This is a genomic window from Desulfuromusa kysingii (assembly GCF_900107645.1).
In the GTDB taxonomy this organism is placed as follows: Bacteria; Desulfobacterota; Desulfuromonadia; order Desulfuromonadales; family Geopsychrobacteraceae; genus Desulfuromusa; species Desulfuromusa kysingii.
The window spans coordinates 14,202-37,218 of the sequence record NZ_FNQN01000012.1; the positions used below are offsets into that span (position 1 = coordinate 14,202).

The 23,017-nt window shown below is 48.4% G+C and carries 19 protein-coding genes; 5 read left to right on the plus strand and 14 right to left on the minus strand.

Annotated features, from left to right (window positions below; genetic code table 11):
• Window positions 1–24 precede the first annotated feature (24 nt).
• From BLU87_RS15595 to BLU87_RS15635, 9 genes are all read right to left on the minus strand, one after another.
• The gene (locus BLU87_RS15595; protein ID WP_092350526.1) at window positions 25–3,042 is read right to left on the minus strand and encodes a response regulator; all 3,018 of its coding nucleotides are present in this window, start codon (window positions 3,040–3,042) and stop codon (window positions 25–27) included.
• A gap of 7 nt (window positions 3,043–3,049) precedes the next feature.
• Window positions 3,050–5,296: an ATP-dependent helicase gene (locus tag BLU87_RS15600; protein ID WP_092350528.1), complete on the minus strand. Its 2,247-nt coding sequence runs from the start codon at window positions 5,294–5,296 to the stop codon at window positions 3,050–3,052.
• The gene (locus BLU87_RS15605; RefSeq protein WP_092350530.1) at window positions 5,289–7,100 is read right to left on the minus strand and encodes a chloride channel protein; all 1,812 of its coding nucleotides are present in this window, start codon (window positions 7,098–7,100) and stop codon (window positions 5,289–5,291) included. The genes BLU87_RS15600 and BLU87_RS15605 overlap by 8 nt, the downstream gene beginning before the upstream one ends.
• A 369-nt stretch (window positions 7,101–7,469) precedes the next feature.
• Window positions 7,470–8,177 carry a sulfite exporter TauE/SafE family protein gene (locus BLU87_RS15610; protein ID WP_092350532.1) on the minus strand — a complete coding sequence of 236 codons (708 nt, stop codon included), beginning with the start codon at window positions 8,175–8,177 and terminating at the stop codon, window positions 7,470–7,472.
• A 15-nt stretch (window positions 8,178–8,192) separates the two neighbouring features.
• On the minus strand, window positions 8,193–8,687 hold the full coding sequence (gene rraA, locus BLU87_RS15615; RefSeq protein ID WP_092350534.1) for a ribonuclease E activity regulator RraA: 495 nt from the start codon (window positions 8,685–8,687) through the stop codon (window positions 8,193–8,195).
• Between the two features lie 10 nt (window positions 8,688–8,697).
• On the minus strand, window positions 8,698–9,201 hold the full coding sequence (locus BLU87_RS15620) for an AbrB family transcriptional regulator (RefSeq protein WP_092350535.1): 504 nt from the start codon (window positions 9,199–9,201) through the stop codon (window positions 8,698–8,700).
• A gap of 222 nt (window positions 9,202–9,423) precedes the next feature.
• On the minus strand, window positions 9,424–10,932 hold the full coding sequence (locus tag BLU87_RS15625; RefSeq protein ID WP_092350537.1) for a tripartite tricarboxylate transporter permease: 1,509 nt from the start codon (window positions 10,930–10,932) through the stop codon (window positions 9,424–9,426).
• The gene (locus BLU87_RS15630) at window positions 10,929–11,414 is read right to left on the minus strand and encodes a tripartite tricarboxylate transporter TctB family protein (RefSeq protein ID WP_092350539.1); all 486 of its coding nucleotides are present in this window, start codon (window positions 11,412–11,414) and stop codon (window positions 10,929–10,931) included. The genes BLU87_RS15625 and BLU87_RS15630 overlap by 4 nt, the downstream gene beginning before the upstream one ends.
• A 68-nt stretch (window positions 11,415–11,482) precedes the next feature.
• Complete coding sequence (locus tag BLU87_RS15635; RefSeq protein ID WP_092350541.1) at window positions 11,483–12,463, minus strand: tripartite tricarboxylate transporter substrate binding protein; 981 nt, start codon at window positions 12,461–12,463, stop codon at window positions 11,483–11,485.
• 196 nt (window positions 12,464–12,659) lie between these two features.
• Here BLU87_RS15635 and BLU87_RS15640 point away from each other — a divergent pair, with 196 nt between their 5' ends.
• Genes BLU87_RS15640 through BLU87_RS15660 form a run of 5 tightly spaced genes read left to right on the plus strand, consistent with a single transcriptional unit; the run spans window position 12,660 to window position 17,789 of the window.
• Complete coding sequence (locus tag BLU87_RS15640; RefSeq protein ID WP_092350543.1) at window positions 12,660–13,613, plus strand: tripartite tricarboxylate transporter substrate binding protein; 954 nt, start codon at window positions 12,660–12,662, stop codon at window positions 13,611–13,613.
• Window positions 13,610–14,050 carry a tripartite tricarboxylate transporter TctB family protein gene (locus tag BLU87_RS15645; protein WP_092350545.1) on the plus strand — a complete coding sequence of 147 codons (441 nt, stop codon included), beginning with the start codon at window positions 13,610–13,612 and terminating at the stop codon, window positions 14,048–14,050. The genes BLU87_RS15640 and BLU87_RS15645 overlap by 4 nt, the downstream gene beginning before the upstream one ends.
• Window positions 14,037–15,485: a tripartite tricarboxylate transporter permease gene (locus tag BLU87_RS15650; RefSeq protein ID WP_092350547.1), complete on the plus strand. Its 1,449-nt coding sequence runs from the start codon at window positions 14,037–14,039 to the stop codon at window positions 15,483–15,485. The genes BLU87_RS15645 and BLU87_RS15650 overlap by 14 nt, the downstream gene beginning before the upstream one ends.
• Window positions 15,482–17,113, plus strand: a complete 1,632-nt coding sequence (locus BLU87_RS15655; protein WP_092350549.1) for an ATP-binding protein — start codon at window positions 15,482–15,484, stop codon at window positions 17,111–17,113. The genes BLU87_RS15650 and BLU87_RS15655 overlap by 4 nt, the downstream gene beginning before the upstream one ends.
• Window positions 17,100–17,789: a response regulator gene (locus BLU87_RS15660; RefSeq protein WP_092350550.1), complete on the plus strand. Its 690-nt coding sequence runs from the start codon at window positions 17,100–17,102 to the stop codon at window positions 17,787–17,789. The genes BLU87_RS15655 and BLU87_RS15660 overlap by 14 nt, the downstream gene beginning before the upstream one ends.
• A gap of 19 nt (window positions 17,790–17,808) precedes the next feature.
• On the opposite strand, the gene BLU87_RS15665 is transcribed toward BLU87_RS15660, so the two are convergent.
• The 5 genes from BLU87_RS15665 to nrfD form a co-directional block, all read right to left on the minus strand.
• A complete protein-coding gene (locus tag BLU87_RS15665) occupies window positions 17,809–18,171 on the minus strand; it encodes a molybdenum cofactor biosynthesis protein MoaE (protein WP_092350552.1) in 363 nt (120 codons plus the stop codon).
• Between the two features lie 12 nt (window positions 18,172–18,183).
• Window positions 18,184–18,387 carry a twin-arginine translocase TatA/TatE family subunit gene (locus BLU87_RS15670; RefSeq protein WP_092350554.1) on the minus strand — a complete coding sequence of 68 codons (204 nt, stop codon included), beginning with the start codon at window positions 18,385–18,387 and terminating at the stop codon, window positions 18,184–18,186.
• Window positions 18,388–18,548: 161 nt separating this feature from the next.
• Window positions 18,549–18,776, minus strand: a complete 228-nt coding sequence (locus BLU87_RS15675; RefSeq protein WP_092350556.1) for a hypothetical protein — start codon at window positions 18,774–18,776, stop codon at window positions 18,549–18,551.
• A 5-nt stretch (window positions 18,777–18,781) separates the two neighbouring features.
• Entirely contained in the window at window positions 18,782–21,916 is a 3,135-nt protein-coding gene (locus tag BLU87_RS15680) for a molybdopterin-dependent oxidoreductase (protein WP_092350558.1), read from the minus strand.
• 45 nt (window positions 21,917–21,961) lie between these two features.
• The gene (gene nrfD / locus BLU87_RS15685) at window positions 21,962–23,005 is read right to left on the minus strand and encodes an NrfD/PsrC family molybdoenzyme membrane anchor subunit (RefSeq protein WP_092350560.1); all 1,044 of its coding nucleotides are present in this window, start codon (window positions 23,003–23,005) and stop codon (window positions 21,962–21,964) included.
• Between the last annotated feature and the right edge of the window lie 12 nt (window positions 23,006–23,017).

Genomic DNA, 23,017 nt, shown 5'->3' on the forward strand with positions numbered 1-23,017 from the left:
ACAAAATGGTTTTGTGGCCATCCATTATGCGCCTAACGCCTCAATAAGTTCTGCAATTTCTTCGGCTTCGTATTCCTCGCGTTGAAGAGCTATACGGTAATTATCCAGCAACAATCCAACCGCACGAGAGTCCTGTTGTTGCCGGTAGAGTAACAATAACTGACTGATGATGCCATCATGAGTGGGTTCGATGGACAGCCCCTTATGCAGAAGCTTGATGGCTTCATCTCGCTGTTGTCTCCGCTGCAATAGCTGAGCAAGCAGACAGAGCTGCTCCAAGCGCAGCTGGGTCAGCCGTTCCCGCTGCAACGGCAGTTCGCCATCCAAATCGTAACCTGACAAAAATTCTCCCCCCCATAACTGCTCCATCCCCCAGAGGGCACGTTCTACTTGCCAGAAATTGTCCCGCTGCAGATGATAGCGAGCTGAGTCGATCGCTGCAACAAACTCAACCGTATCAATCTGAGCATGACGCAGTGACAACATCCCCTTCTCTAAAATCAGATAATGCCGCTTGACGTTTTGGCCAAAATGTTTTTCCATCGCCCTGCGCAGCCGTGAATGTGCAGTGTCAAAGTTATTTCTGGCTTTATTTTGCGGACTTTCCGGCCATAATCGTCCCATCATCGATTCAATGCTTAAACTATGGTTTGGAGCCATAATCAAGAGGGTAAAAATCTGTCTTGACGTCACTCCCACCTGATTCAGTTCAAAGGTTTCCTGCCCCAATGACAACTGAAACTTACCCAGGCAACTCACCTTGAGGAGGGGAATCTGCTGGTAATTTTCATCGAGCGATGTAAGAAAGTGCTTTTGCAACAATGTCTCTAGCACTATTCGCTGCCAATTCAGTTTGGTTAATGGCAGTAATTCATCCGTTAATTCGCGAGTAAGACCCAAGAAAAATGGGACTCGACGCCGCTTTAAACATTCATAGAAACAGCAGACATGTTCTGCGGCTGCAGCAGTATCACCACAACGGGCCCGGGCAACCGCTAACCAAGCATGCAGGCCGATGCGATAACGCTCCTCTTTATACTTTTTCGACGTTGCCAGCCCCTCGGTCAATAGCTGGCTGGCTCGCTCAAACTGCCCCAGAGCAAAATAGGTGCTCCCGGCAAGCAACAGGTTCTCAACATAATGAATACCTCCGCCAACGTCTCTGCGCAACTGCAATCCAGTTTCAAGATCAGAGAGGGCTGACGGATCCTGATCGGAGAGTGCTTTTAACCACCCCCTGAGCTGTAATAACTGAGATTGCATCTGCAGGTTGTTCACTGTTTGTCCATCCAGCAGCGCAACAGCGACCGTCTCTAATGCCTTTTGCTTTTCACCTTGCAGCAACAGTTGGCATGCAGTCTGATAACTCAAAAGAGCTGAAATCCCCGTATTTTTTTGCATCTCATGACCGCAGCAAGATGACAGGACCTGCCGTTGTCGTTGCAGGCCATCCAATTGGCCAGAATCATGTAGCAAACTGCAGGCTACAAGATACAATAAGCTGTCAACAAGCAGATAACCACACGCAGAGCGAATAGACAGCGCGTGTTCTAATGCCGTATGGGCAACCAGAAAGCGCCCTTGTTGCAGGGCATACATAGATCGCAACAGATTCAGCTCCATCTGCTGTTCTGACAGTTGCAGCTGTTGTGCTTGAGCCAGGTTGATCGTGAGAATTTCTTCTACAGCAGTCAGATCACCAGCAAAATACAGCTCTGCCAATCCGAGGGAAAAAGCGACCTTGAGGCGCTCAACCGGTTCCATATCATTAAGCTGTTCAGCAAACAGGAGTTGAAATAACTTTAAACGCTTGAGCTCGCGGTTGAAAGAACGTCCCCAAAATAGAGGCTGATAAACCTGCTGACTCAGAGTCAGAAGCTGTCCACGGGGATCATTTATTTCTTGAAATTTCCGGTATGCTAACTCTAACCAGTCATCAACATCAAATAGCAATCGGTGCAGGGCGTTTATCCCTTTGAATAGACTCAGCCAACCACATGTCACCGCGACACTGGCTGGAATTTTTTCAACCAGCGGGGCGATACACAAGGAATAGTTGTGGTTCAGAAGCAGCAAGCCCGCTTGATTGAACACCTGTGACACCGCAGTGTACTGCTCTTCAGCAACCAGAAGTCCAAGCGCTGCAGCATAATCTTGCCTCTGGAGATACCAATCTGCGGCAAGAATGCAGACTTGTTGTCGCTCTTTCTCGCTGAGCCCCTCCTTTGCTTTTTGACGTAAAAGGTTTTTTATCTCCTGCCGGAGAAACAGATAACCTTCCCCGTCAAGCTTCTCGGTAAAGGCCAGCTGATGCCGACTTAAATAATCGAAGACCGCTTCAACATCAGCTATTTCACTCATTTTTTTAGCTAAGGGGAGAGGAATGCTGTCAAGCAGAGACAACTTCAACAGAGTCTGCCGCCAAGGTAATGGAAATTCTGTCACCAGTTTTTCAAAGAACTTTTTTTCATCCATGTTCGCCGGGTCTGGCAGTTGAGTGGCCAGATGGTGAAGTAACTGCTGATCAGTCTCCGCCAGAGAACCATTACCAGATATCAGCAAACCACTGATCCAGCGTAACCGCTCGCTATGCTCCTGTATCTGTTGCTGCAGTTGCTGACTCTGCTCTGTTGCACGCTGCTCATCTTGACACAGTCGGAGCATCACCTTAATCCGCGCCAGCATCTCAATATTGCTAATCGGTTGAGAGATAAAATCATAGGCCCCAACCTCAAGCCCTTCAGCCCGCATTTTGGGTGCAGCGACATGCGCCGTCATCAACACGAGCGGGATGGTCGCGGTGCGTGGTTTTGCACGCAGTTGGCGGCACATTTCGAGTCCATCCATCTGCGGCATTTGCACATCGATAAAGGCACCATCAATGTTTTCCTGTTCAGCTAGAGCCAGGCCTTCCGCTGCGGAAAAAGCCGTCAGCACCCGGACCTCAGGCAGATCAAACTCAATAATCTTGACCAACAACAACACATTTGTTGGGTTGTCATCCACCAAGAGCAGGGTAAATTGTCTTTCTCTCTCCACCATAAGTCTCTTATACCGGCATCAGTCCGGCAAACTTCAGCAACAATTTTTTTGATCCGACCGAATTAAAATAAACCGACACCTTCTGTTTATCCCCACTCCCCTCGATACGGCGCACCGTTCCGATGCCAAACTTAACATGGCGAACCCGAGCCCCCAATTGCAAGCCGTCAGATTCTGGAGCTGCGGCTTCCCTCCGTGGAGCCCTAGGTTGCGGGGCGACAGGTTTTTCTGCAACATCTGCCCCCATTTCACTTCCAGCAACAAGGTCTGCCAAAGAGGCGAGATTATGTTCACCCGCTGACGCTTGTAACGGCGCAGGCTCGGCGACAAAATCAGTGACCAGTTGCGGCGGGATTTCAGCGAGAAAGCGACTGGGAGGATTAAACTGATAGGTCCCATAAACCCGCCGTCGCCGCGCATAGGAGAGATAAAGTTTCTCCATCGCCCGGGTCATGCCAACATAGCAGAGGCGCCGCTCTTCTGCCAGTTCCTCCCCCATCTCACCAGTCCGGGAATGGGGAAACAATCCCTCTTCCATCCCGGTCATAAACACCACCGGGAACTCGAGACCTTTGGCCGAATGGAGGGTCATCAAGGTCACCCGCTGTTGTGTCCCATCATATTTATCGAGATCGGTTATCAGGGCAATCTGCTCAAGATAATCCTGAATAGAACCGCCTGTCGAGGCGTGTTCTTCCATCCCCGCTAATAATTGTTCCAGGTTTTCTAGCCGGCCTCTCGCTTCCTGACGGCCATCGTTGGTCAACGCCTGTTCCGCCTCCTCCCGTAAAATAGGGCCATAGCCACTGGCGTCGATAAGTTCTGCCATCAATTGTGGATAAGGGAGTCGTTCCAAGCGCGCGGTAAAATCATCGATCAGGGTTAAAAAATCTGCGACCCTTTTGGCCGCGGCCCCTTTTAAAGCGTTACGCTGCAAAGCCATGCGGCAGGCAGATAGAAACCCGCCACTCTCCACTTCAAATGCTGCAATCCGCTCAACCGTGGTATTACCAATCCCTCGTGCCGGGACATTTATAATCCTCCGGGCGGCAAGTGAGTCGTTAGGATTGATCAAAATTCGAATATAGGAGAGAGCATCCTTCACTTCTTGTCGCGAATAAAATTTAACCCCACCAAACATAACATAGGGGACCCGACTGCCGCGCAGGGCCTCTTCCAGTGCTCGCGACTGAGCGTTGGTTCGATAAAACACGGCGATATCCCGCAGAGGAACCCCTGTATCCTGCAAGCGGACGATTTCTCCTGCAACAAAGCGGGCTTCATCAAGATCATCAGGGGATGCTTCAATGTGGATCAAATCGCCGGAGGGATTATCCGTCCAGAGTTCTTTTTCCCGTCGGTCACTGTTATGACCGACAACCCCTCCTGCCGCCTGGAGGATGGTTTGGGTGGAGCGATAGTTCTGCTCTAAGCGGATAATTCTTGCTCCGGAAAAATCACGATCAAAATCGAGGATATTGCCGATTTCAGCACCCCGCCACCGATAGATCGACTGATCATCGTCACCGACGACACAAAGATTTGTGTTCGGCCCCAGCAGCAATTGCATCAAGCGATACTGTACCCGGTTGGTATCCTGAAATTCATCAATCAAAAGATGCGAAAAACGTCTTTGCCAGCGCTCACGGACAGCTTGATCTTCTTCAAAGAGTTGCACGGTTAGCAACAGCAGGTCACCGAAATCAAGGGCATTTGCAGCCTTCAATTGCTGCTGATATTGCCCGTACAGTTCAGCCAAAAGGCGCTCATCAGCACGGATATCATCCAGGCTGTCAGGGAGTAAACCTTGATTCTTGGCCCGATCAATAAAAGAGGCTGCGGCCCGGGGTTTTAATACTTTTTCGGAAATATTCCGGCTCTTGAGCAGATCACGCAACAGGCGCAACTGATCCTGATCATCGTAGATAGAAAAATCTCGACCATAGCCGAGATGATGAATCTCCTGACGCAAGATCCGCGCACAGCTGGAATGGAACGTTGATATCCAGGGGAGTTCACCTTCTCCCAGTAATGTTTCGAGACGTTCGCGCATTTCCGTTGCGGCCTTGTTGGTAAAAGTCACAGCCATAATCTGCCAGGCCGGTACGCCACGCTCACAAATCAGATAGGCAACCCGATGGGTCAGCGCACGCGTTTTTCCTGAACCCGCTCCGGCGAGTAATAACAACGGACCATCCTCGTGCAGGACTGCCTGCCGCTGCGGCTCGTTTAAGTCACGCAGCAAGTCAGGCATCTTCGGCCCCCAGGGATCGACTCATCAAAGCGCGATTGTAGGCTGACACCATATCGCGACGGGAAATAATTCCATACAGCTTCCGGTGAGTTTCACGATCAACGACTGGGAGCTGTTCAATGTTCCTGTAGCCAATTTTGCGCATTGCCGTATCCAGATCTTCTTCCGCGTGAACAGTAATAACTTCATTGGTTGCCAGCTCTTTAATGACAACCAAATCCATCAACTCCCTCTCAAACACCACCCCCATAAAATCCTGCACAGAAATGATTCCTGTTAACTCCCCTAATTCATCAACCAAAGGAAAGTTCGTCTGGTGGGTCTTTTCAATAAATTTGGCAAAGCTGCCTAAAGTCATACTTTCAGGAACAGTTTCAACCCGGTGAGACATCACCTCGCCAACGGAAAGACTCTTCATGATGTTACGCTCTTTCCCCGCTTCGAGATCAATACCAAGGCGGGTAAGTTCGACCGTTTCCAAACTGTCTTTTTTCAAATGTCGCGCAAAGGAGGTGCCAATGACGCAAGCTAGCATGATTGGCACGATAACCTGGTAGCTATCGGTAATTTCAAATAACAGGAATATAGCCGTCATCGGTGCATGGGTTGCCGCCGCCAGGAAAGCACCCATTCCCACCAGAGCATAAGATCCGGATGACAAACCGGCATCCGGAAAAATCAGTTCCAGAATTTCTCCGTATGCGCCACCAGCTGCCGCCCCAAGGAATAAACAGGGAGCAAACAAGCCTCCGGGAAAGCCCGAACCGAGGGTGATTGAGGTTGCAGTCATTTTGGCAATAACCAATAAGGCCAGCAAGTACCAAGTATAATGTCCAAACAACACCGCGCCGACAAAATCATAACCGTTACCAAAAACCTGCGGCAAGCCGATACCAATAATACCAACCGCTAAGCCACCAAAGATCGGCTTGCTCAACCGGGGGAGCTTTATAGCGTCAACAATATCCTTGATCTTGTAGTGAAGATGGATAAACCCAGCGGCTAGGGCCCCGATCAATATCCCAAGGAGAACATACAGGCCGATTTCCCAGAAACTTCCCAGCACATAAGGTGGAGTGACAACTTCTGAGACATTCCCCAACAAGGCTCTGGAGACAACCGTTGCCATCCCACTGGCAATGACTATTGAGGTAAAACTGGCGACCTCAAAGGAAGAGAGGAGCACAATTTCTGTCGCAAAAAAAACCCCGGCAAGCGGAGCATTAAAAGTCGCAGCAACACCGGCTGCAGCGCCACAGGCAACCAAGACTTTAATCCGGTTGCCACTCATCTTGAACATTTTTCCAAACTGACTGCCGATAGTGCCACCAATCACGGCAATCGGCCCTTCCTGCCCCGCACTACCACCAGCCCCCAGAGTGATTGCAGAGCCTAACCCTTTCGTAAAAAGAGGTCGCAGCGGCAACTTTGCTCCCTTGAGATTGACTTTCACCAGAAATCCGGCAAACCCCCCTTTGAGATCCTTAGAGAAAAGAATCCACAACGGGATAATCAGTAACCCGCCAATTGCCGGCAGAAACATCACCAGAATCCGCTGCACAGACCAATGTTCAAGAGAAATATCAAAAAACTCTAGACTCTGTTCAACAACAAGCCAATGGATAAGCTCAATCGTTTTACGGAACAAATAGTTTCCCAGCCCCCCGAGCAGACCAACAATAACCGCTAGAATAATAAGAAAAGTATTATCACTAATCTTGAAATGCCGGAGCAGTTGTTGCGTCCACTTTCGTACGTGACGCGTTTGTGCATAAAAGATATTTGAGGACTGAGAAGTATTCATTTTAATAACATTTCTTGATCGAAAGACAAATCACACGATGATCGGAAACAAAGCGCTTTAACTCTATTTTTTATAATTAGCAAGCCAATCAATAATTTTAACGATAAGGATCTCAAGACGTCAAGGATAGATTCTTTTTTGCTGACAATTACTCGAAAGGTGCCAATAGCTACAACTTCGTTTTTGTCGCTCGACAGGGAGGAGGTAGGAACATTGTGAACGATTGGACAATTGGCAGGCAGAGCCATGATATGGATTTTTTGTTCGGACAGGCAACCCTCAGCAACACCTGATATTGAGATTAAAAAATGGTGTTTTTTTGAAGCGATACCGACAGAACATCGGTGAAGGCGATGATGAAGTGACCCATCAGAAAAGATATTTAACCGATAGCAGTAACAGCAGAGTGCCGATGCCATAAGAGAAAATCTGTTCATTGACATGTTTTTTTAACACGGACCGGCCAACCCGCGTGCCGATAATGGCGCAACAGTAAGCCGGCGCCAAAGTGACAATATATTTTGCATCGACCAGACCTGATCCGGTAAAAAACAGCGCCTTGAATATGTTTATCGAAAAATGGATCGCTGCCACGGTTGCCACAGTTTGCACCCGGTCCAGCCCAGAAACGCGGCAAATACGGATAAAAAAGACTCCACCGCCATGAACCAGAGCCGAAAACAGCCCCCCCAGAATTGGATAACCACAATGGACTCGATGGATTGTTGTCTCTTTTTGATTGAGCAGGGCTTTTATGCCGAAGAAAATCAACATCACAGCGTAGATTTTTTCTAACAGGAAAGCATCAATGACACTGATCAGATAAAACCCGGAAAACAGGCCGATCAGGGATAAACCAAAACTGAAGCGGTGAATTTTCCAATCAATGTCCTTGAAATACCAGATCAGCTTCGATCCTGAGGTCACCAGAAAGATTAACGCACCAATACCAAGAGCGTCTTTTAGCGGCATGATAAAAGTGAGCAGAGGAGTCAGGACCAACCCAGCGCCAAAACCGAACACGGAGGTGACTAAAGCACTGACAAACGCAAGAATGCTAATAATTAAAAGTTCCATGATGAGTAACGCTTTTTAGCCTTTGCTCTCTGCTGCCGCTTCTGCCAGCACCACAGCACCATCTTCATCGGCATAAAGCCACTCACCAGGGTTAAAAGTCACTCCGGCAAACTGAACAGATTCCCCCGATTCGCCGACACCTTTTTTAACACTTTTACGGGGTGTGGTTGCCAGCGCCAAAACGCCAATCGGCATGTGCCCAATATCGACCGAGTCGCGGACACAGCCAAACATGAGGACCCCGGCCCAACCGTTATCGACAGCTTTCTGCGCTAAGCGATCACCCAACATAGCACAACGCCTCGAACCACCAGCATCAACGACAAGAACTCGACCCTTGCCGGGTTGATCAACCATCACCCCAACCAGAGTATTATCTTCAAAACATTTCAGGGTTGCGATCGGTCCGAAAAAACTTTTATGCCCACCATAATGCTGAAAGAGAGGTTCACAGACTTGCAGTTTCTCAGCATAAACATCATATAAATCCGCAGTTTTAAACGTCTGCATAATAAATTCCCTATAGTTTGTTGGCAAAAGAAAGAAACCACCGCCCCAACTGTGGCACGACGATAAACAGGGTGAATATTCTCACCAAGTGAAAGAGGGCGACAATGGGGGTTTGATACCCCTCACTCTGCGCCAGAACACTCATGCCGCTCATCCCACCAGGAGAAAAACCAAACAGTGCCGTAGCAAAATCGACCAACCCCAATCGATGGACAAAGTACGCCATTGTCACCGAAACGGTCAATAATATCAAAGTACTAAGAACGGCTAGAGGCAGGGCTTTTCCCATAATGCTCAAGTAGGAACGATCAAACGTCATACCAAGTGAAGTCCCCAAGATGATCTGAATGATCATGCCGGTCGTCGGTGAAAGCTTGATAGCGTGGGAGAAGCACAACGCGGTAAAACCGGAAGCCAGCATGGAACCGACGATCGCTCCACCCGGCAAGCCGCTACGCTGTGCCAACCAACCACCTACCCCCCCAGCAACAATCAATATCAGGTATTTTTCCATAGATAATCCTATCTTTGCCGTTTACAACCTGTTGACCTCGTTGCAGTTGGCCTCCAACATGGAAATAGCCCCCACACGAAAATGGGGGCCAGAATCTTCTGCTCCATGACCAGCATGCGGCAATCTCTCTTGCATGCATCTTCAAGCGGCAACAGAGATTGCCGCAGCGTTATCAGTTCCAGGCAATCAGAGGTGGATACGCTGCCACCTGAACAATCGGCGTTATGATTTACGATGACTCCAACGTGCTTTGACAAATTTCATTATCGGCTGATAACCGATAGATAAAAGTAACAAAACAACGATGAATAAAGTCACCGGACGCGAGAAAACATAAGAAATTTGTCCGCCGCTGATCTGATAGCTGTGTAACAATTCACTCTCTGCCATCTTACCGAGCAGAATGCCGATAACCAGACCCGGAACGGAATAGTTATACTTCTTCATCACATAACCGAGGCAAGCGAACACCAGCACCGTGTAGGGGCCAGCCATACTACCGGTCAAACCATAAGAACCAAAAATCGCCAGCGCCATAACCGAGGGGACCAACATCCGCACTGGAACTTTAACCACCGAAGCCAGAAGCGGAATGGTCAGCAAACCGATGATGGCCAGCAAAAACACCTGGGCAAAATTGGCAAAGATGATCGCGTAGACAACATCCGTCTGCTCACGGATAAAAGTTGGTCCACCGGTGATATTATTCATTGCAAACACCGCCAGCATAACCGCTGTTGCACCACCCCCGGGAATCCCGAGAGCCAACAGAGTTGCCATCGATCCTGCTTCGGAACTGCTGTTAGCTGACTCTGAAGCCATAACCCCTTTCGGGTTGCCGTGGCCGAAAGAGTCCGGGTCCTTATCGCGCCGCTTGGTTTCCATGTAGGAAAGCAAGTTGGCAACGGATGAACCGACTCCGGGTACCGCACCAATCATAATACCCAGCATTGAACCACGGGAGTTCACAATCGGAAACCTGAGCGACTCTTTGAAGCCCTGGAATATTTTCGGTCGACTGACATTACGCTGCTCTTCATCTTCAACGATAAACTTGGCATTCAGCAGGTTGAAAAGTTCCGACGCTGCAAACATCCCCATCATCGCGGGGACAGCAGGTATACCGTCAAGCAGCAGCTCAATTTCCAAAGTGCCCCGAGCAGTCCCTAATTCATTATATCCAACTGTCCCGAGAAGCAGACCAAAGACACCACTGATGATCCCTTTTGACATGTGGTCACCGCGCAAACTGGCAATCAAGGTCAAACCCCATACTGTCACCGCGAACATCTCTGAAGGTCCCAGCTTAAGAACCAAAATTGAGATAGGTTGAATCAATGCGAAGAGGACGATATAACCCAGTCCACAACCAAAGGTCGAAGATCCCAGCGCCAGACCAAGTGCTTCGTTATGCCTCCCCTGCCTCGCCATAGGATAACCGTCAAAAGCCGTCGCCAAAGCGGAGCTGGTTCCGGGTATATTCATCAAAATGGCGGTCACACCACCACCAAAAGACCCTCCGGTAAAAATAGCGGTGAGAAACAGCATCGACATAACAAAATTCATATGCAGGGTCAAAGGCAGGAAAATCGCCATCGCCATCGAAATCTGCAGACCGGGGATACTGCCGAAAACCAGCCCGATCAAGATCCCGGGGATAACCACCAACCACGGGGTCACAGAAGTAAACAGCAATTCAAGAGCTTGTTGAACTGCGATAAAATCAATCATATAAGCCTCTCTATCATCTCTCGACCAAGCAACATTGGCATCGGATAAGGGATCATGTATTCAAAAAACAGTGAGACCAGAAATGCAAAACCAAAAGAGAATCCGCCCAGCCAGACAAGCCGACGTTCGCCCTGCAGAAACATCAGCGCCGCCATAAACAGAAAGGTTGCAACATCAAAACCAATCCAATCCATGCTGAGAACATAACCAGCTAACAAAGCCATAGCGGCCAGAACCGAAACTTTTTTTTCCGGTTTCGGCTGCTCTTCTTCAGAGACAACCTCTTTTTGCTTACGAAAATTAAAACAGGTCCGCAACACCACCCATAGACAGAGCAGAATCACGACAGAAGCTGACGGTAAGATCAAAAGTAGGTTTTCTGTACTTGCAGAGGCCTTGTATGAATCAAACAAATACCAGCACGTCAGAATCAGGAAAAAACTGACCAAACTGAGTTCAGAATATAGGCTGCGATTTTTCATCGTTTTACCCCATTAATTAATGGTCAGGGGTGCACTTGCCACCCCTGACCGAAATTTCAACTTTCAACTTACTGAACCATCAGGTCCTTATATTTGGAAAATGCTTCAAAATTTTGGCGCATCAGTTCTTGAGTCTTCTCTGGACCAGTCCAATCCGAACCAATCTGATTTCCTTTCAGGAATTTTTTCACGTCAGGATCATCAACGACCTCTTTGAAAGCAGCAGTCAGCTTGGCAAAACGCTCTGGGTATTTTTCTTTAACTTCAGCTTTCACAGCGTAGCCACGAATGGAACCCGGCAACACTGGAACCGTGGTGCCAAGAGGTTTGAGGGCTTCATTGACAACTGGAGCGTCCCAATTGTCACTGGGTTCATCCAGAACAACGGCGAGGGGCTTAAGGAATTCGCGGATACTTTCACAACCTTCAGCACTGATAGCGATGAAATCGACCTGACCGCCAGCAACAGCAGAACGTGCTTTACCACCGCTATTGTAGGTCACCAGATTCAAACTTTCAGCGGGGATATTATTGTTTTTCAGCAACAGCTTGACCATCAAGTGACCAGCTGACCCTTGCACAACAGAAGCGCTGATTTTGCCCGGATTGTTTTTAATTTCAGTCAACAGTTCCGCTAGCGAGCTATAAGGTTTATCCTTATTGGTAGCAATCAGGTCAAAGTCGAACCACTGAGCATTAATGAAAGCAAAGTCTTCGATCTTATACTTGGCACCACCATGAATAATGCTGTTTGACATATAGGGGGCAAAAGTCGAAGCGAAGACCGTATAGCCGTCATCTTTCTGGCGCAGGACATAGTTTGCACCGAGCATGGTTCCAGCCCCTTTTTTATTGACCACCTTGACCGCCTGGTCAAGTTTGTCAGAGAGGAAGGAAGAGGTTGAACGGGTCATCCGGTCGGCACTACCACCGACACCAAAGCCGACAACCAAGGTCACTGGTCTCTCTGGATACTCAGCATTTGCAGCGGGAACAAACAGCAACAAGGCAACGAACCCGAGCGCTATTGTTTGAAATACGTTTTTCATCTCTGACTCCTTTTCATCTGGTTAGAATGGATCTTTTTGAGGGAATGGAATGAAATTGTTTTTTCAAATCATTGTTTTGAAAATAATCAAATGATAAGCTCCTGTAAACATTCTGGAATTATTGATTATTTCTGTAACTAAAGTTCTTTTTGTAACTTTTGAAATCGATAAAGGCTTGAGAGTGAAGAATCGCATCATGATTTTGTTATTGTTGACGTTATTCTTGAACATCAGCAACAGTTTTGCATTTGAAGCACATAAGACCGTATGTATGGTCCCAGCGAAGCCCGGCGGAGGACTTGCCCAAACCTGTCAATTATTGACCCAATCGCTATTCTCCGCCAATCTTCTCGATGAACCAATGAGTACCAAATACCGTCCCGGAGGAATCGGTACTGTGGCATATAATTATGTCGTTGGCGTCCATAACGACGACCCAAACCTGATTATTGCCGCCAGTTCCGGATCAGTACTGAATCTGGCAACTCATAAGTTTGGCCACTACACAGTCAATGATGTCCGCTGGCTCGGTGCTTTAGGGGCTGACTATGGGGCGATCGCCGTCAGAAAAGAGGCGCCCTGGAATACCCTTGACGAGTTGCTCTCAGCATTACGTAAAAAGCCTCTCGCCATTTCTGGAGGGGGGTCGATCGGCAGTCAGGACTGGATGAAGATGGCGTCGCTGGTTAAAACCGCGGGGATAGATCCGAAGACTATCCGTTATGTCGCTTTTGAAGGGGGAGGAGAAGCCCTTGCCGCGCTTTATTCTGGCCACGTGCAGGTTTTTTCAGGCGATATAAGTGATCTCAATACTGCATTTAACCAACATCAGATCAAAGTTCTGGCGGTTTTCTCTCCGGACAGGTTAACGGGAAATTTTTCCACCATTCCAACAGCTAAAGAACAGGGTTATCCGGTTGAATGGAAAATCTGGCGTGGCTATTATATGGGAGCCGGGGTCAGCGATGAAGCTTACAATTGGTGGGTCAACAGTTTAAGACGGCTGATCAAAACCGAAGAATTTATCCAGCAGCGGGAACAACTGGGGCTACTCCCCCTATCTCTCATCGGCAGCGAATTTGAACAGTTTGTCCATGACAGTATCAAACAGTATCGACAACTGGCTATCGATATCGGGGTATTGCCATGAGTGACCGTTTTTTCGCCTTATTCCTTTTCTCTCTCGGGCTATTATACGGCATCACAGCATTGCAGATAACGGTTCCAATTGCCTATGACCCCCTCGGACCCAAACCACTCCCCCTTATTCTTGCAATCCTTCATACAGGGTTAGCCCTGCTGGTCATTTTACGCCCCGAAAAAAAACTGCTTCAGCATCAATCGTTGCCCCGTAAAGTCTTTTTTCTGCTGGCGATCATGCTCTTTTATCAAGCGACCTGGATGGCTCTTGGCTTTCTTCTCTCAACCACTATCAGCTTGTATCTGCTGTCACAACTGTTTAACTGTTCCTGGATGCAGGGGTTGATGACCTCCCTTGTGACTGCCGTAATTGGTTATGCGCTGTTCAACTTTATCTTGCAGATCCCGTTACCTCTAGGGACTCTCTTTAGCTATGGCAGCAGTTGAGATGGATATGGTTTCCGGGTTTATCCAAGGACTGGAGCTGGCACTGTTGCCTATTAATTTAGGCTTGATCCTGTTTGGAGCTTTTCTGGGCACCATGGTCGGGGCACTCCCCGGACTGCGCTCCATTCACGCTGTTGCAGTCATGCTGCCAATCGCTTATGCGCTGGAACTTCCTGTCGAGACAACGCTGATTTTTCTGCTCACCATCTATTATGGCTGTGAGTATGGCGGTCGCATCGAGACAATCCTCTCTAACGGTACAAAAGAGGAGATCTCCACACAACTCATGGCAACGGGCATCAGCTCTTTTTGCGGTGCCTTGATCTCAATTTTCGGCCTGGTGTTCATCCTCTCTACCTTACAGTTACTGCAAATCAATTTAGGCCCCGGCGAATATTTTGCTCTGGTCATTTTCGCTTTTGCTGCTCTCACCTTTAGAGCCTGGGCTCGACCGCTTAAAACTTTACTCAGTACCTGTATTGGATTGATGCTGGCAACGATTGGCATCGACTCAACCACAGGAGTCCTGCGCTTCACCATGGGACAACCAGAGCTTTACGATGGTATCGAATTTACCACTGTCATTCTCGGATTGTTTGTGGTCAGTGAAATTTTCATCTTAATGGACAATACTAAGCACACCCCTGCGCTGAGCATTCATGTTGATCCTGTAAAAATTGACTGGGCAACAATTTCAGCGAGCCGATGGACGATCTTACGAAGCGGGTTGGTCGGCTTTCTGATCGGCATCTTGCCGGGCAGTGGCACAATCGTCGCCAGTGATGTCAGCGAGCAGTTGGAGCGCCAGAAGTCAACCCATGAGTTGACGATAAAACAGAAAATCCTTATTGCCAGAGAAACAGCTAACAATGCCGCCGCTGGTGGGACTGTCGCCCCATTACTGGCCCTTGGCATTCCCGGCAGCGGCACCGGCGCCATATTGCTTGGAGCCCTTCTGCTCTACAACATCACTCCGGGACCAAACCTGATGAATCAACAGACTGAGTTGGTCTGGGGACTGATTGTTGCTGCCGCCATCGGCAATCTCATCTTGCTGATTTTCAATCTCCCCTTGATCGATCTGTTTGCCAAACTCAACGCCATTCCCAGCCTGCTGTTAACCTCCTGCTTACTGGTTTTAGCTTTTATCAGCTGTTTCTCTACCCAGAGCAGCAGTATCTCGTTATTGTTGATGATCTTGGTCGGTCTGTTCGGTTACCTGTTACAAAAGTGGCACTACCCCCTAGTCCCTTTGTTACTTGGGTTTGTTCTGGGAGATCTGATGGAAAACAACCTCCGTCGGGCATTAGCGATCAGTGGTGGTGATTTTCAAATTCTGTTTTCCAGTGCCGTCAGCAAAACGTTCTGGTTACTCAGCGTTCTCGTCATTCTCCTCTCTTTTTTCTGGCAACGTTGGAAAGAGAAGAAGCAATGAAGCGCTATTTTCCTTACCTCAGCCAAAAGTTTAAACCGAAAAAACTCCTCGATTCAGTGGCCCTCGTCATCATCGCTCTGGTGGTCTTCCAACTGCTGGCTATCGGTGTCATCTTTTCCCGGATGATTTACGATATTGTCGAGCAGCAAACTGAAAAGCGGGCGCTGCAGGCCGCCAAACATATTGCCCTGATTCCAGCGCTGCAAAAAATTACCCAGGGGACATTGAAGCTTGAAGCCCTGCAGTCACTTGCAGAATCAATCCGTCTGGAGGCCGAGGCCACGATGGTCATGGTCACTGATGATCAAGGGGTACAGATCTCTAATACCGATCGAACCCAGATCGGGACACGCTTTGCTACGCCGGAAGAATCTCGAGCCTTGCGTTATGGGCGCCCCTACTTATCCAAAACGGACAGTCTGAAAGGGGCTGTCATCAATGGTAACGCCCCTATCTTCAATGAGAATCTTGACATCATCGGCATGGTCTCGGTCGGCTACCTGGTCGAAAACGTTCGTCAAGTCACGCAGGGGTATCTGGAAAAAGAGTTATTGTATATCTGGGTCTTCATCACCTTGGGACTTGCCGTCGCGATTCTCATCGCTCGTGGCGTAAAGAGAGCGACCTTTGGTCTGGAACCTCAGGAGATCGCCAACCTCTTTCAAGAGCGAGAAGCGATTATCGCCTCAATCCGTGAAGGAATTGTTGCCACGGACATTGACGGTGTCGTCACCATGCTCAATCAAACAGCCAGAGAACAACTCGGAGAAACACTGTTAAATGAACCGATTACGGCCATGTTTCCAGAGATCAACTTCTCTCCGGTTCTGAACGCAGGCGAGTCGATCCTCAGTCGAGAGATCTGTCGACGCGGGACAGAGATCATCTTTAATATCGTCCCGATCATCCATAACGGACAGATCCGTGGTGCCGTTGCAACCTTACGACATAAAGACGAAATTGACCTGATTGCCAAGGAACTCTCACAGGTTCAATCTTATTCAGATATGCTCCGCGCCCAGACTCACGAGTACAATAATCGACTTCATGCCATCGTCGGCATGGTGCAGATGGAAGCCTATGATGACGTTCTTGACTTTATTGCTGAGGAGACGACTGAAGATCGCTTACTGATCCGCTTCCTGACCGAAGCTATTCCTGACTCGGCCCTCTCTTCATTTTTAATTGGCAAGTATATGCATGCCTCAGAACTGAAGGTAGAATTCAAGATTGACCCAGAAAGCCAAATGCTCGATATCCCTGAGCACTTAAACCGGCACCATCTGGTAACCATCCTTGGCAATGTCATTAACAATGCTTTTGACGCTGCACTGGCTGGACAAGGACAACGGTCGCCTCGGGTCGAATTATTCATGACCGATTTCGGTCATGACCTGATTTTTGAAATCGCTGATTCTGGTAGCGGGGTCCCGGATGATATGCTGGAAACTATCTTTAACCGTGGGATCTCAACCAAAGGGGGAGAGAAGCGAGGTTACGGATTACACCTCGTAAACAACACTTTAAAGTTACTGCATGGCGGCATCAGTATCCAAAAAGCCGAAATTGGTGGCGCGCTGTTCATTATTGAAATCCCGAAACAGGTGAAACAAAATGAAGACAATTGAAGTCCTGATTATCGAAGACAATTTAAAAGTTGCTAAAGCCCACCAACTTTACGTTGAAAAGGTCCCTGGGTTCTCAGTCACTGGCGTCGTCAACCTTTTAGCTGATGCAACCCATATGGTAGACGCATTGAAACCAGACCTCGTCCTGCTGGATGTCTACTTCCCTGATGGCAACGGCATGGATTTTCTAGATCAACTGCGAACCAGTCATTCCAACGCTGATGTCATCCTGATTACTGCGGCCAAAGAGGTAAAACTGCTCCACAATGCCTTGCGTGGAGGGGTTTTTGACTACATGATCAAACCGGTATTTTTTGAACGATTTGAAGAAGCTCTGACAAAATACCGGCAACATTGGGAGAAGTTGAACAAACTCAAAGACATGAGCCAAGAAGAAGTAGATCTGTTTTTTCAACGGGCCACAGATAGTAGTGCCGGGCATAAAATGCATGATTTCCCGAAAGGGATTGACCCTCTGACACTCGATAAAATCATCGCCATCTTCGATGAATCATCAGAGAAGGGTTTAAGTGCCGAGGAGGTTGGTAGCATCATTGGTGCCAGTCGCACGACGGCACGTAAATACCTGGAATATCTTATCTCTACTAACGCACTCAAGATAGAGCTCGAGTATGGAACCATCGGACGCCCGGAGCGCAGGTACTTCAAAGTCTGAGTTACCGTGGCGCTTACGTTTAAACCCGAACTTCTTTTTTACTGATGGCTTCGCTTTTAACCCGATCCAGCATTAAAGCCAGAGCCGGCTTAACATTTTCGCGAATGTCTCCAGCAACAATCAGAAACAGGAGATCATCGCCCGGAAATAGCACCCCACTACAAGCCTCGGCAACGACCTTATAAATCCCATCCATTTGCTCGATTTCTGCGCAGATGGTCGCGATCTTTTCCACGTCGGCCTCAACTTCGACCTGCTCAACCGCAGCATGATCACTGCGAGCCCAACCGCGTACAATGCCATTATGGACCAGAATCATCCCAACATTCTTGGCAAATTCAGGATCCTGCTTCAGTTCAGCGATGGTTTTTGAGATGTCCATTGATTCCCTTCTCTACTCCGATTTTGCTATTTGTGGTGGTTCCTCTGAAGAGACGGAGAGATGACCCTGTTCCTCTTCATCGTCATTGATCCCTTTTTTGAAGTTACGAATCCCTTTACCCAAAGCACCACCAACCTGTGGCAGCTTACCGGCACCAAAAACAATCATAACCAGAACCATAATAATCAAGAGTTCCTGAGTTCCAAGTCCAAACATATTTTGCTCCATTGTCATCATAGAGAAGAGTGATAGAGGGAGACATTCCCGATCTATCTGTCACAACCATCACCATATACCACAAAATAATAAAATCATGACAGGTCAATTTTAAGACCTGCCATGATTATTTTTCCCATCAAACTGACGGGCTCACTCTATCAGCCATGCTCGTCGTCGTAAATCGAAGGTTCATCCTCCTCTTCACTCACTGGGTTCGGAGCGGGCGGGCTTTTTTTATCGCTTTGAACTTCTCCCTTCTGGCCTGTTTCGGTCTTGCTGGCCGCAGGTGGAGAATTATTGACACTCTCCACCTGCGGCCCCTCAGCAACAGCAGTCGCACTAAAAATCAGGGCGAACAGGAAGATAAGGCACAGCTCCTTAATCATGGAGTCTAGACCCTGACCAATTTGACTTTAGTGTCATAGAAACTGGCACTGCCACCAATTGGATCACTCATACAGACATTCTTGAGGACCGGGTCAACCATGCACGCCGCGTTTGTGCACAAGCCCGCTTGCCGTCTTTTATCCCCAGAAGTTGCCTGCCCATCAACCTCAACATCGCCCGCGCCATAAGCCCAATGGCCGAAACTCCAACAGACTGAAACGACTCCTGGACGGATGCCTTCGATGGTTTTCAAGCGACCTTCCATCGGTACTTTTTTATGGTTCGGAACGGGCCAGACCCCTTCAGGGTTGGTCGGTGAAGTCACCCGGACAAGGTCACCATTTTTAAAGCCCAATTCAGTCGCAGTTTTATTATTTATAATAATAAAGTTCTCTGGCAAAATCGAGGAGAGCCAGTAGTTTCCAGGGAGGGTTCGCGATTGCCCACCAAGGATCTCTTTGTAGGTGCTTAGATCAAGGGAGTAGTCCCCTGAATCGACGACTTTACCGCCGGCGTCCAGCACGGGTTCATAGATCCCCAGACCACTGAATCGCTTCCCGGTCAAGGAATGGCGTTGAACCCCGACATTTTCCACATACATATTAAAGCGGCGTTTAACTTGATGTTTAACGAAACCATCGTGGCCGATATTGTTGGCTTCGCTGAAATCTTCAAAGCGACCGCCACGGTTGAGCAAATAAACCAGTTTTTTCCAGTTGCTCTCACCGACCGCAGCTTTCCAGCGCTCCTCACTGTAGACCTCTTTACCCAAGTGCTTGCGTGCATTCAAGAACAGTTGCATCTCATCTTGTGAAGCATCAGGGACAGCATCATCCTTCTTGTCGCCCCAGGCGAGGTTGGCCATCAACTTCAGGAAGAAATCCTCGGGCTTGGTAAAATCAAGCCCTGGACCGAAAGCATCTTTACCACACCCAGGCAAGTTCAGTGCTTCACCAATCGCCAACATCACCGCTTCCATGGAACAATGCATCTTCTCACCGTAGACCTCAACAACCTCGGTCTGTGGTGTCACCGTTGGTTGACGTAGCTTTGATGCTTTGGTCGGTGAATCTGGGGTTGTGTGCGGTGTACCGAAGCGCTCCCAGATAGCCGTGTCAGGGAAGAGGAAATCTGCATACATTGATGACTCACCAATGACGATATCATCAGCAATAATCAGCGGCAGCTTTTTGGTGTCAGCAAGGATTTTCAAAGCTGAATGACCCGCAGGTGCTGCAAATCCTGGCGTCCCTTTGTGCAACCACAGCGCTTTAATCCCATAGGGATATTGATCAGCAGCAGAAGGGATAATCTCCTGATAAACACTCCCGGTGAAGGGGAACCATGGTCGTTTCGCCGGATAACCTTCGAACAGGGTTGATTTTTCGTAGCTGGAGCCTTCTCGTGTAATTTTATGACCAAAGGCATTTAATTTTTCAGGATGCATCTTCTTCATATCAAACGGGAAGTGCAACTTGTCACCAAGCTCATGCCAGTGACTACCACCCGCATGTGAACCACCTTTGTGGTCAATGTTCCCAACCAGCATGTTCAGGACAATAATCGCCTGACCATTGTAGTAGCCGTTCGTATGTTGTACCGGACCACGGTACATATCAATCGCTGCACGCTTGCCGTGAGCTGTGAATTCCTTAGCCAGTTCGGATACTTCACGGGCAGGAGTTCCTGCAAGCTCCGACCATTTTTCCAATGATTGTGAAAATGCCAGTTCTTTGAGCAGGGTAAAGCTGGTTTTAACCCTATGCCCACCAATTTCCCCACTGAACTCAAGGTCACCGTAGATCTCTTGCTTTTCATCAACCACGGTCGGAACACCGTCTACTACAACAACAAAAGCATCTTCTTCACTCAACCCAACGTCAGAAGCACGCAGATAGGCTTCTGGACCTTCTTCATCAATTTTCACCAGGAAGTTTGCTGTCGTCCAGGAAACTTCGTTGCTGGCATGAGCTGCTGCTTTGGTCGAACTCGACAAAAATTTCTTGTCATAACGGTCATTCTCAATAATCCATCGGGTCATCCCCAGAGCAAGAGCAGCATCGCCACCAGGCTTGACAGGGACCCATTTCCAGGCTTTGGCAGCCGTCTTATTCAGCATCGGGTCGACAACCGCAATTTTCAGACGACCATCGGCAATACCGTCAGTGATTTTCCCTGTCATGATTGGAGGACCAAAGTTCGCTTCAAAGGGGCTGGTGCCAAAGTAGATATTGAATTCAGAGTTCAGGGTATCGGGCTTCATGTGCGTTTTACCACCACCCCATTTACCATTTTTATATTGGTTTGAAGCTCCCCAGAAAGCAATATGGTGCGACTGCTCACAGATCGTCGTATGCTCAAAGAAGTTAACCGATCCGAAGCTGTTGTACATAAATCGTTTACCAAGTTCTTTACGACCATGTTCAATACGACCAGCCTGAAAGACAAATTGATTATTCTTCATCCCCAAATCTGGATGCTCTGGATCAATCAATGAATCAAGGGAAGCGGCGTGTTTCTTTTTGAAATCATCGACCCTCATTTTACCGCCTGCGACCGACTTCCAATCTTTGGACATGGCCGCTGCCGCAGCGGCATCTCTTTGCGCGTAGATATCCTTCAATCCTTCGACGTGGCGATCCTCACCAATATCGGCAAAAATCTTTCCCCCTTCGACGACCTCTTTGATCGCCTGATCAAAGGGGACAACTTTCCACTTATTGGCGCCACGGGGACCGTTCCGCTTCAGAACTTTGACAATCCGATAGGGATCATACAGGCTTTGGATCCCCGATTGACCTTTAGGGCAGATTTTTCCATCGACTTTTGCCGCATCAAACGGTGAGGTCTTGTGGGGTAAATGGGGCAACATGTTTTGCGGGGTATAAGGGTTGCCATCAATTTTCACCAACAGACCATCCTGAACCTTACACTTTAAAGGGCAAGCTGTGTGGCACTGGAGACAGACCGAATAGATAATCGATTCAGCACTCCCCAATGGATAGGTGTTTTTGTCAGCAACAGCAGCAAGAACCTTATTGCACCAGCCTAATTTATCGCCTAGGAAAGCGCCACCGCCGACAACGACAGCCCCTTTCATTATTGATCTTCTGGATACTTTTTTATCAAGCATCTTCATTATATTCTCCTCTTCAGATCCATGAAAAATCTTGAGTTAATTCATCTATTGAGGTTGTTTCGTGGTTTGTACTGACCAAAGAAAGATCAAAGCACCAGCAGCCACAAACCCGATTGTTACCCCGATCTCCAAAACTGTCGGAATATAATGGGTGGTCAGTCCTGGGCCGCTATATGCGGAGGGAAGTTCTGCAAACTGCGCCAGGGCAAAAGCACCAGTGACAAACTCATACTTGGCGGCCAATAACCCGACAAGCGTGGATGTAGCTGCAATTTTCACGACGGAGGAAGAAGGTTTCCGTTGCGACAGCAGCAAGATTGGCAACACAACACCAAAAGCAAGAAAGACCCAAAAGACTGGGGAAGCAACGGCTTCACTGGCAGAAGCTTGCATCGCAGGGGTTGATGAATACCACTCGACGATCAGTTTGCCGATCTCCATAATATCGACAATCAAAAGATGTGCGAGCAACATGGTCCGAACAAACTCCCGATTACCTTCACCAAAGAGTGCCAGAACGCAAAACCCTAACGCAACCGCAGTGGCAAAGAATAATGGAATCACCAGTGCCGAGTTCCAAACCGGATGGGCGATCACTGTCCCGAAGTGAAGTGCTTCAAAGATCACAAACAGAGCAGCCAATAACAGAGAGAGCTTACCGAACAAGCGGGTATCAGCTCCGGCTTGATCTTTTTTAAGCAATAGAAATGAGACGATCAAAAACAGGACATAGCTCCAGACGGCCCATGGCAGGAAAGCCTGAAAATCTGGTCGCAACAAGACCATGATCCCTCTGAAGGGGTGGCCAAGATCCATCCCGATAATCGGCAAGGCGGTCACGAGACTGATAATCGACAACAATAGTGCCGGACGGGCAGAAGTCTTATATCCTTCACGACCAAAAGCATAATACATGTTTGCCACAAATGCGGAACCGGCAGACATAGTGATAAGAAAACCATAGGCCGCAACCCAAAGTCCCCAGGGGACATAACTGCCGTAACCAACAGAGTTGTCGCCCCAGATTATAATCTTGCCAATGGCAAGAGCTGCTCCTCCAAGAGCTAATAATGCGAGTATTATTTTCATAGCAACCCCCTT

What these genes read in the sequence shown, in the direction of transcription:
- BLU87_RS15595 (WP_092350526.1), bottom strand. Translation starts at nt 3,042, where the DNA reads ATGGTGGAGAGAGAAAGACAATTTACCCTGCTCTTGGTGGATGACAAC.
- BLU87_RS15600 (WP_092350528.1), bottom strand. Translation starts at nt 5,296, where the DNA reads ATGCCTGACTTGCTGCGTGACTTAAACGAGCCGCAGCGGCAGGCAGTC.
- BLU87_RS15605 (WP_092350530.1), bottom strand. Translation starts at nt 7,100, where the DNA reads ATGAATACTTCTCAGTCCTCAAATATCTTTTATGCACAAACGCGTCAC.
- BLU87_RS15610 (WP_092350532.1), bottom strand. Translation starts at nt 8,177, where the DNA reads ATGGAACTTTTAATTATTAGCATTCTTGCGTTTGTCAGTGCTTTAGTC.
- rraA (WP_092350534.1), bottom strand. Translation starts at nt 8,687, where the DNA reads ATGCAGACGTTTAAAACTGCGGATTTATATGATGTTTATGCTGAGAAA.
- BLU87_RS15620 (WP_092350535.1), bottom strand. Translation starts at nt 9,201, where the DNA reads ATGGAAAAATACCTGATATTGATTGTTGCTGGGGGGGTAGGTGGTTGG.
- BLU87_RS15625 (WP_092350537.1), bottom strand. Translation starts at nt 10,932, where the DNA reads ATGATTGATTTTATCGCAGTTCAACAAGCTCTTGAATTGCTGTTTACT.
- BLU87_RS15630 (WP_092350539.1), bottom strand. Translation starts at nt 11,414, where the DNA reads ATGAAAAATCGCAGCCTATATTCTGAACTCAGTTTGGTCAGTTTTTTC.
- BLU87_RS15635 (WP_092350541.1), bottom strand. Translation starts at nt 12,463, where the DNA reads ATGAAAAACGTATTTCAAACAATAGCGCTCGGGTTCGTTGCCTTGTTG.
- BLU87_RS15640 (WP_092350543.1), top strand. Translation starts at nt 12,660, where the DNA reads ATGATTTTGTTATTGTTGACGTTATTCTTGAACATCAGCAACAGTTTT.
- BLU87_RS15645 (WP_092350545.1), top strand. Translation starts at nt 13,610, where the DNA reads ATGAGTGACCGTTTTTTCGCCTTATTCCTTTTCTCTCTCGGGCTATTA.
- BLU87_RS15650 (WP_092350547.1), top strand. Translation starts at nt 14,037, where the DNA reads ATGGCAGCAGTTGAGATGGATATGGTTTCCGGGTTTATCCAAGGACTG.
- BLU87_RS15655 (WP_092350549.1), top strand. Translation starts at nt 15,482, where the DNA reads ATGAAGCGCTATTTTCCTTACCTCAGCCAAAAGTTTAAACCGAAAAAA.
- BLU87_RS15660 (WP_092350550.1), top strand. Translation starts at nt 17,100, where the DNA reads ATGAAGACAATTGAAGTCCTGATTATCGAAGACAATTTAAAAGTTGCT.
- BLU87_RS15665 (WP_092350552.1), bottom strand. Translation starts at nt 18,171, where the DNA reads ATGGACATCTCAAAAACCATCGCTGAACTGAAGCAGGATCCTGAATTT.
- BLU87_RS15670 (WP_092350554.1), bottom strand. Translation starts at nt 18,387, where the DNA reads ATGTTTGGACTTGGAACTCAGGAACTCTTGATTATTATGGTTCTGGTT.
- BLU87_RS15675 (WP_092350556.1), bottom strand. Translation starts at nt 18,776, where the DNA reads ATGATTAAGGAGCTGTGCCTTATCTTCCTGTTCGCCCTGATTTTTAGT.
- BLU87_RS15680 (WP_092350558.1), bottom strand. Translation starts at nt 21,916, where the DNA reads ATGAAGATGCTTGATAAAAAAGTATCCAGAAGATCAATAATGAAAGGG.
- nrfD (WP_092350560.1), bottom strand. Translation starts at nt 23,005, where the DNA reads ATGAAAATAATACTCGCATTATTAGCTCTTGGAGGAGCAGCTCTTGCC.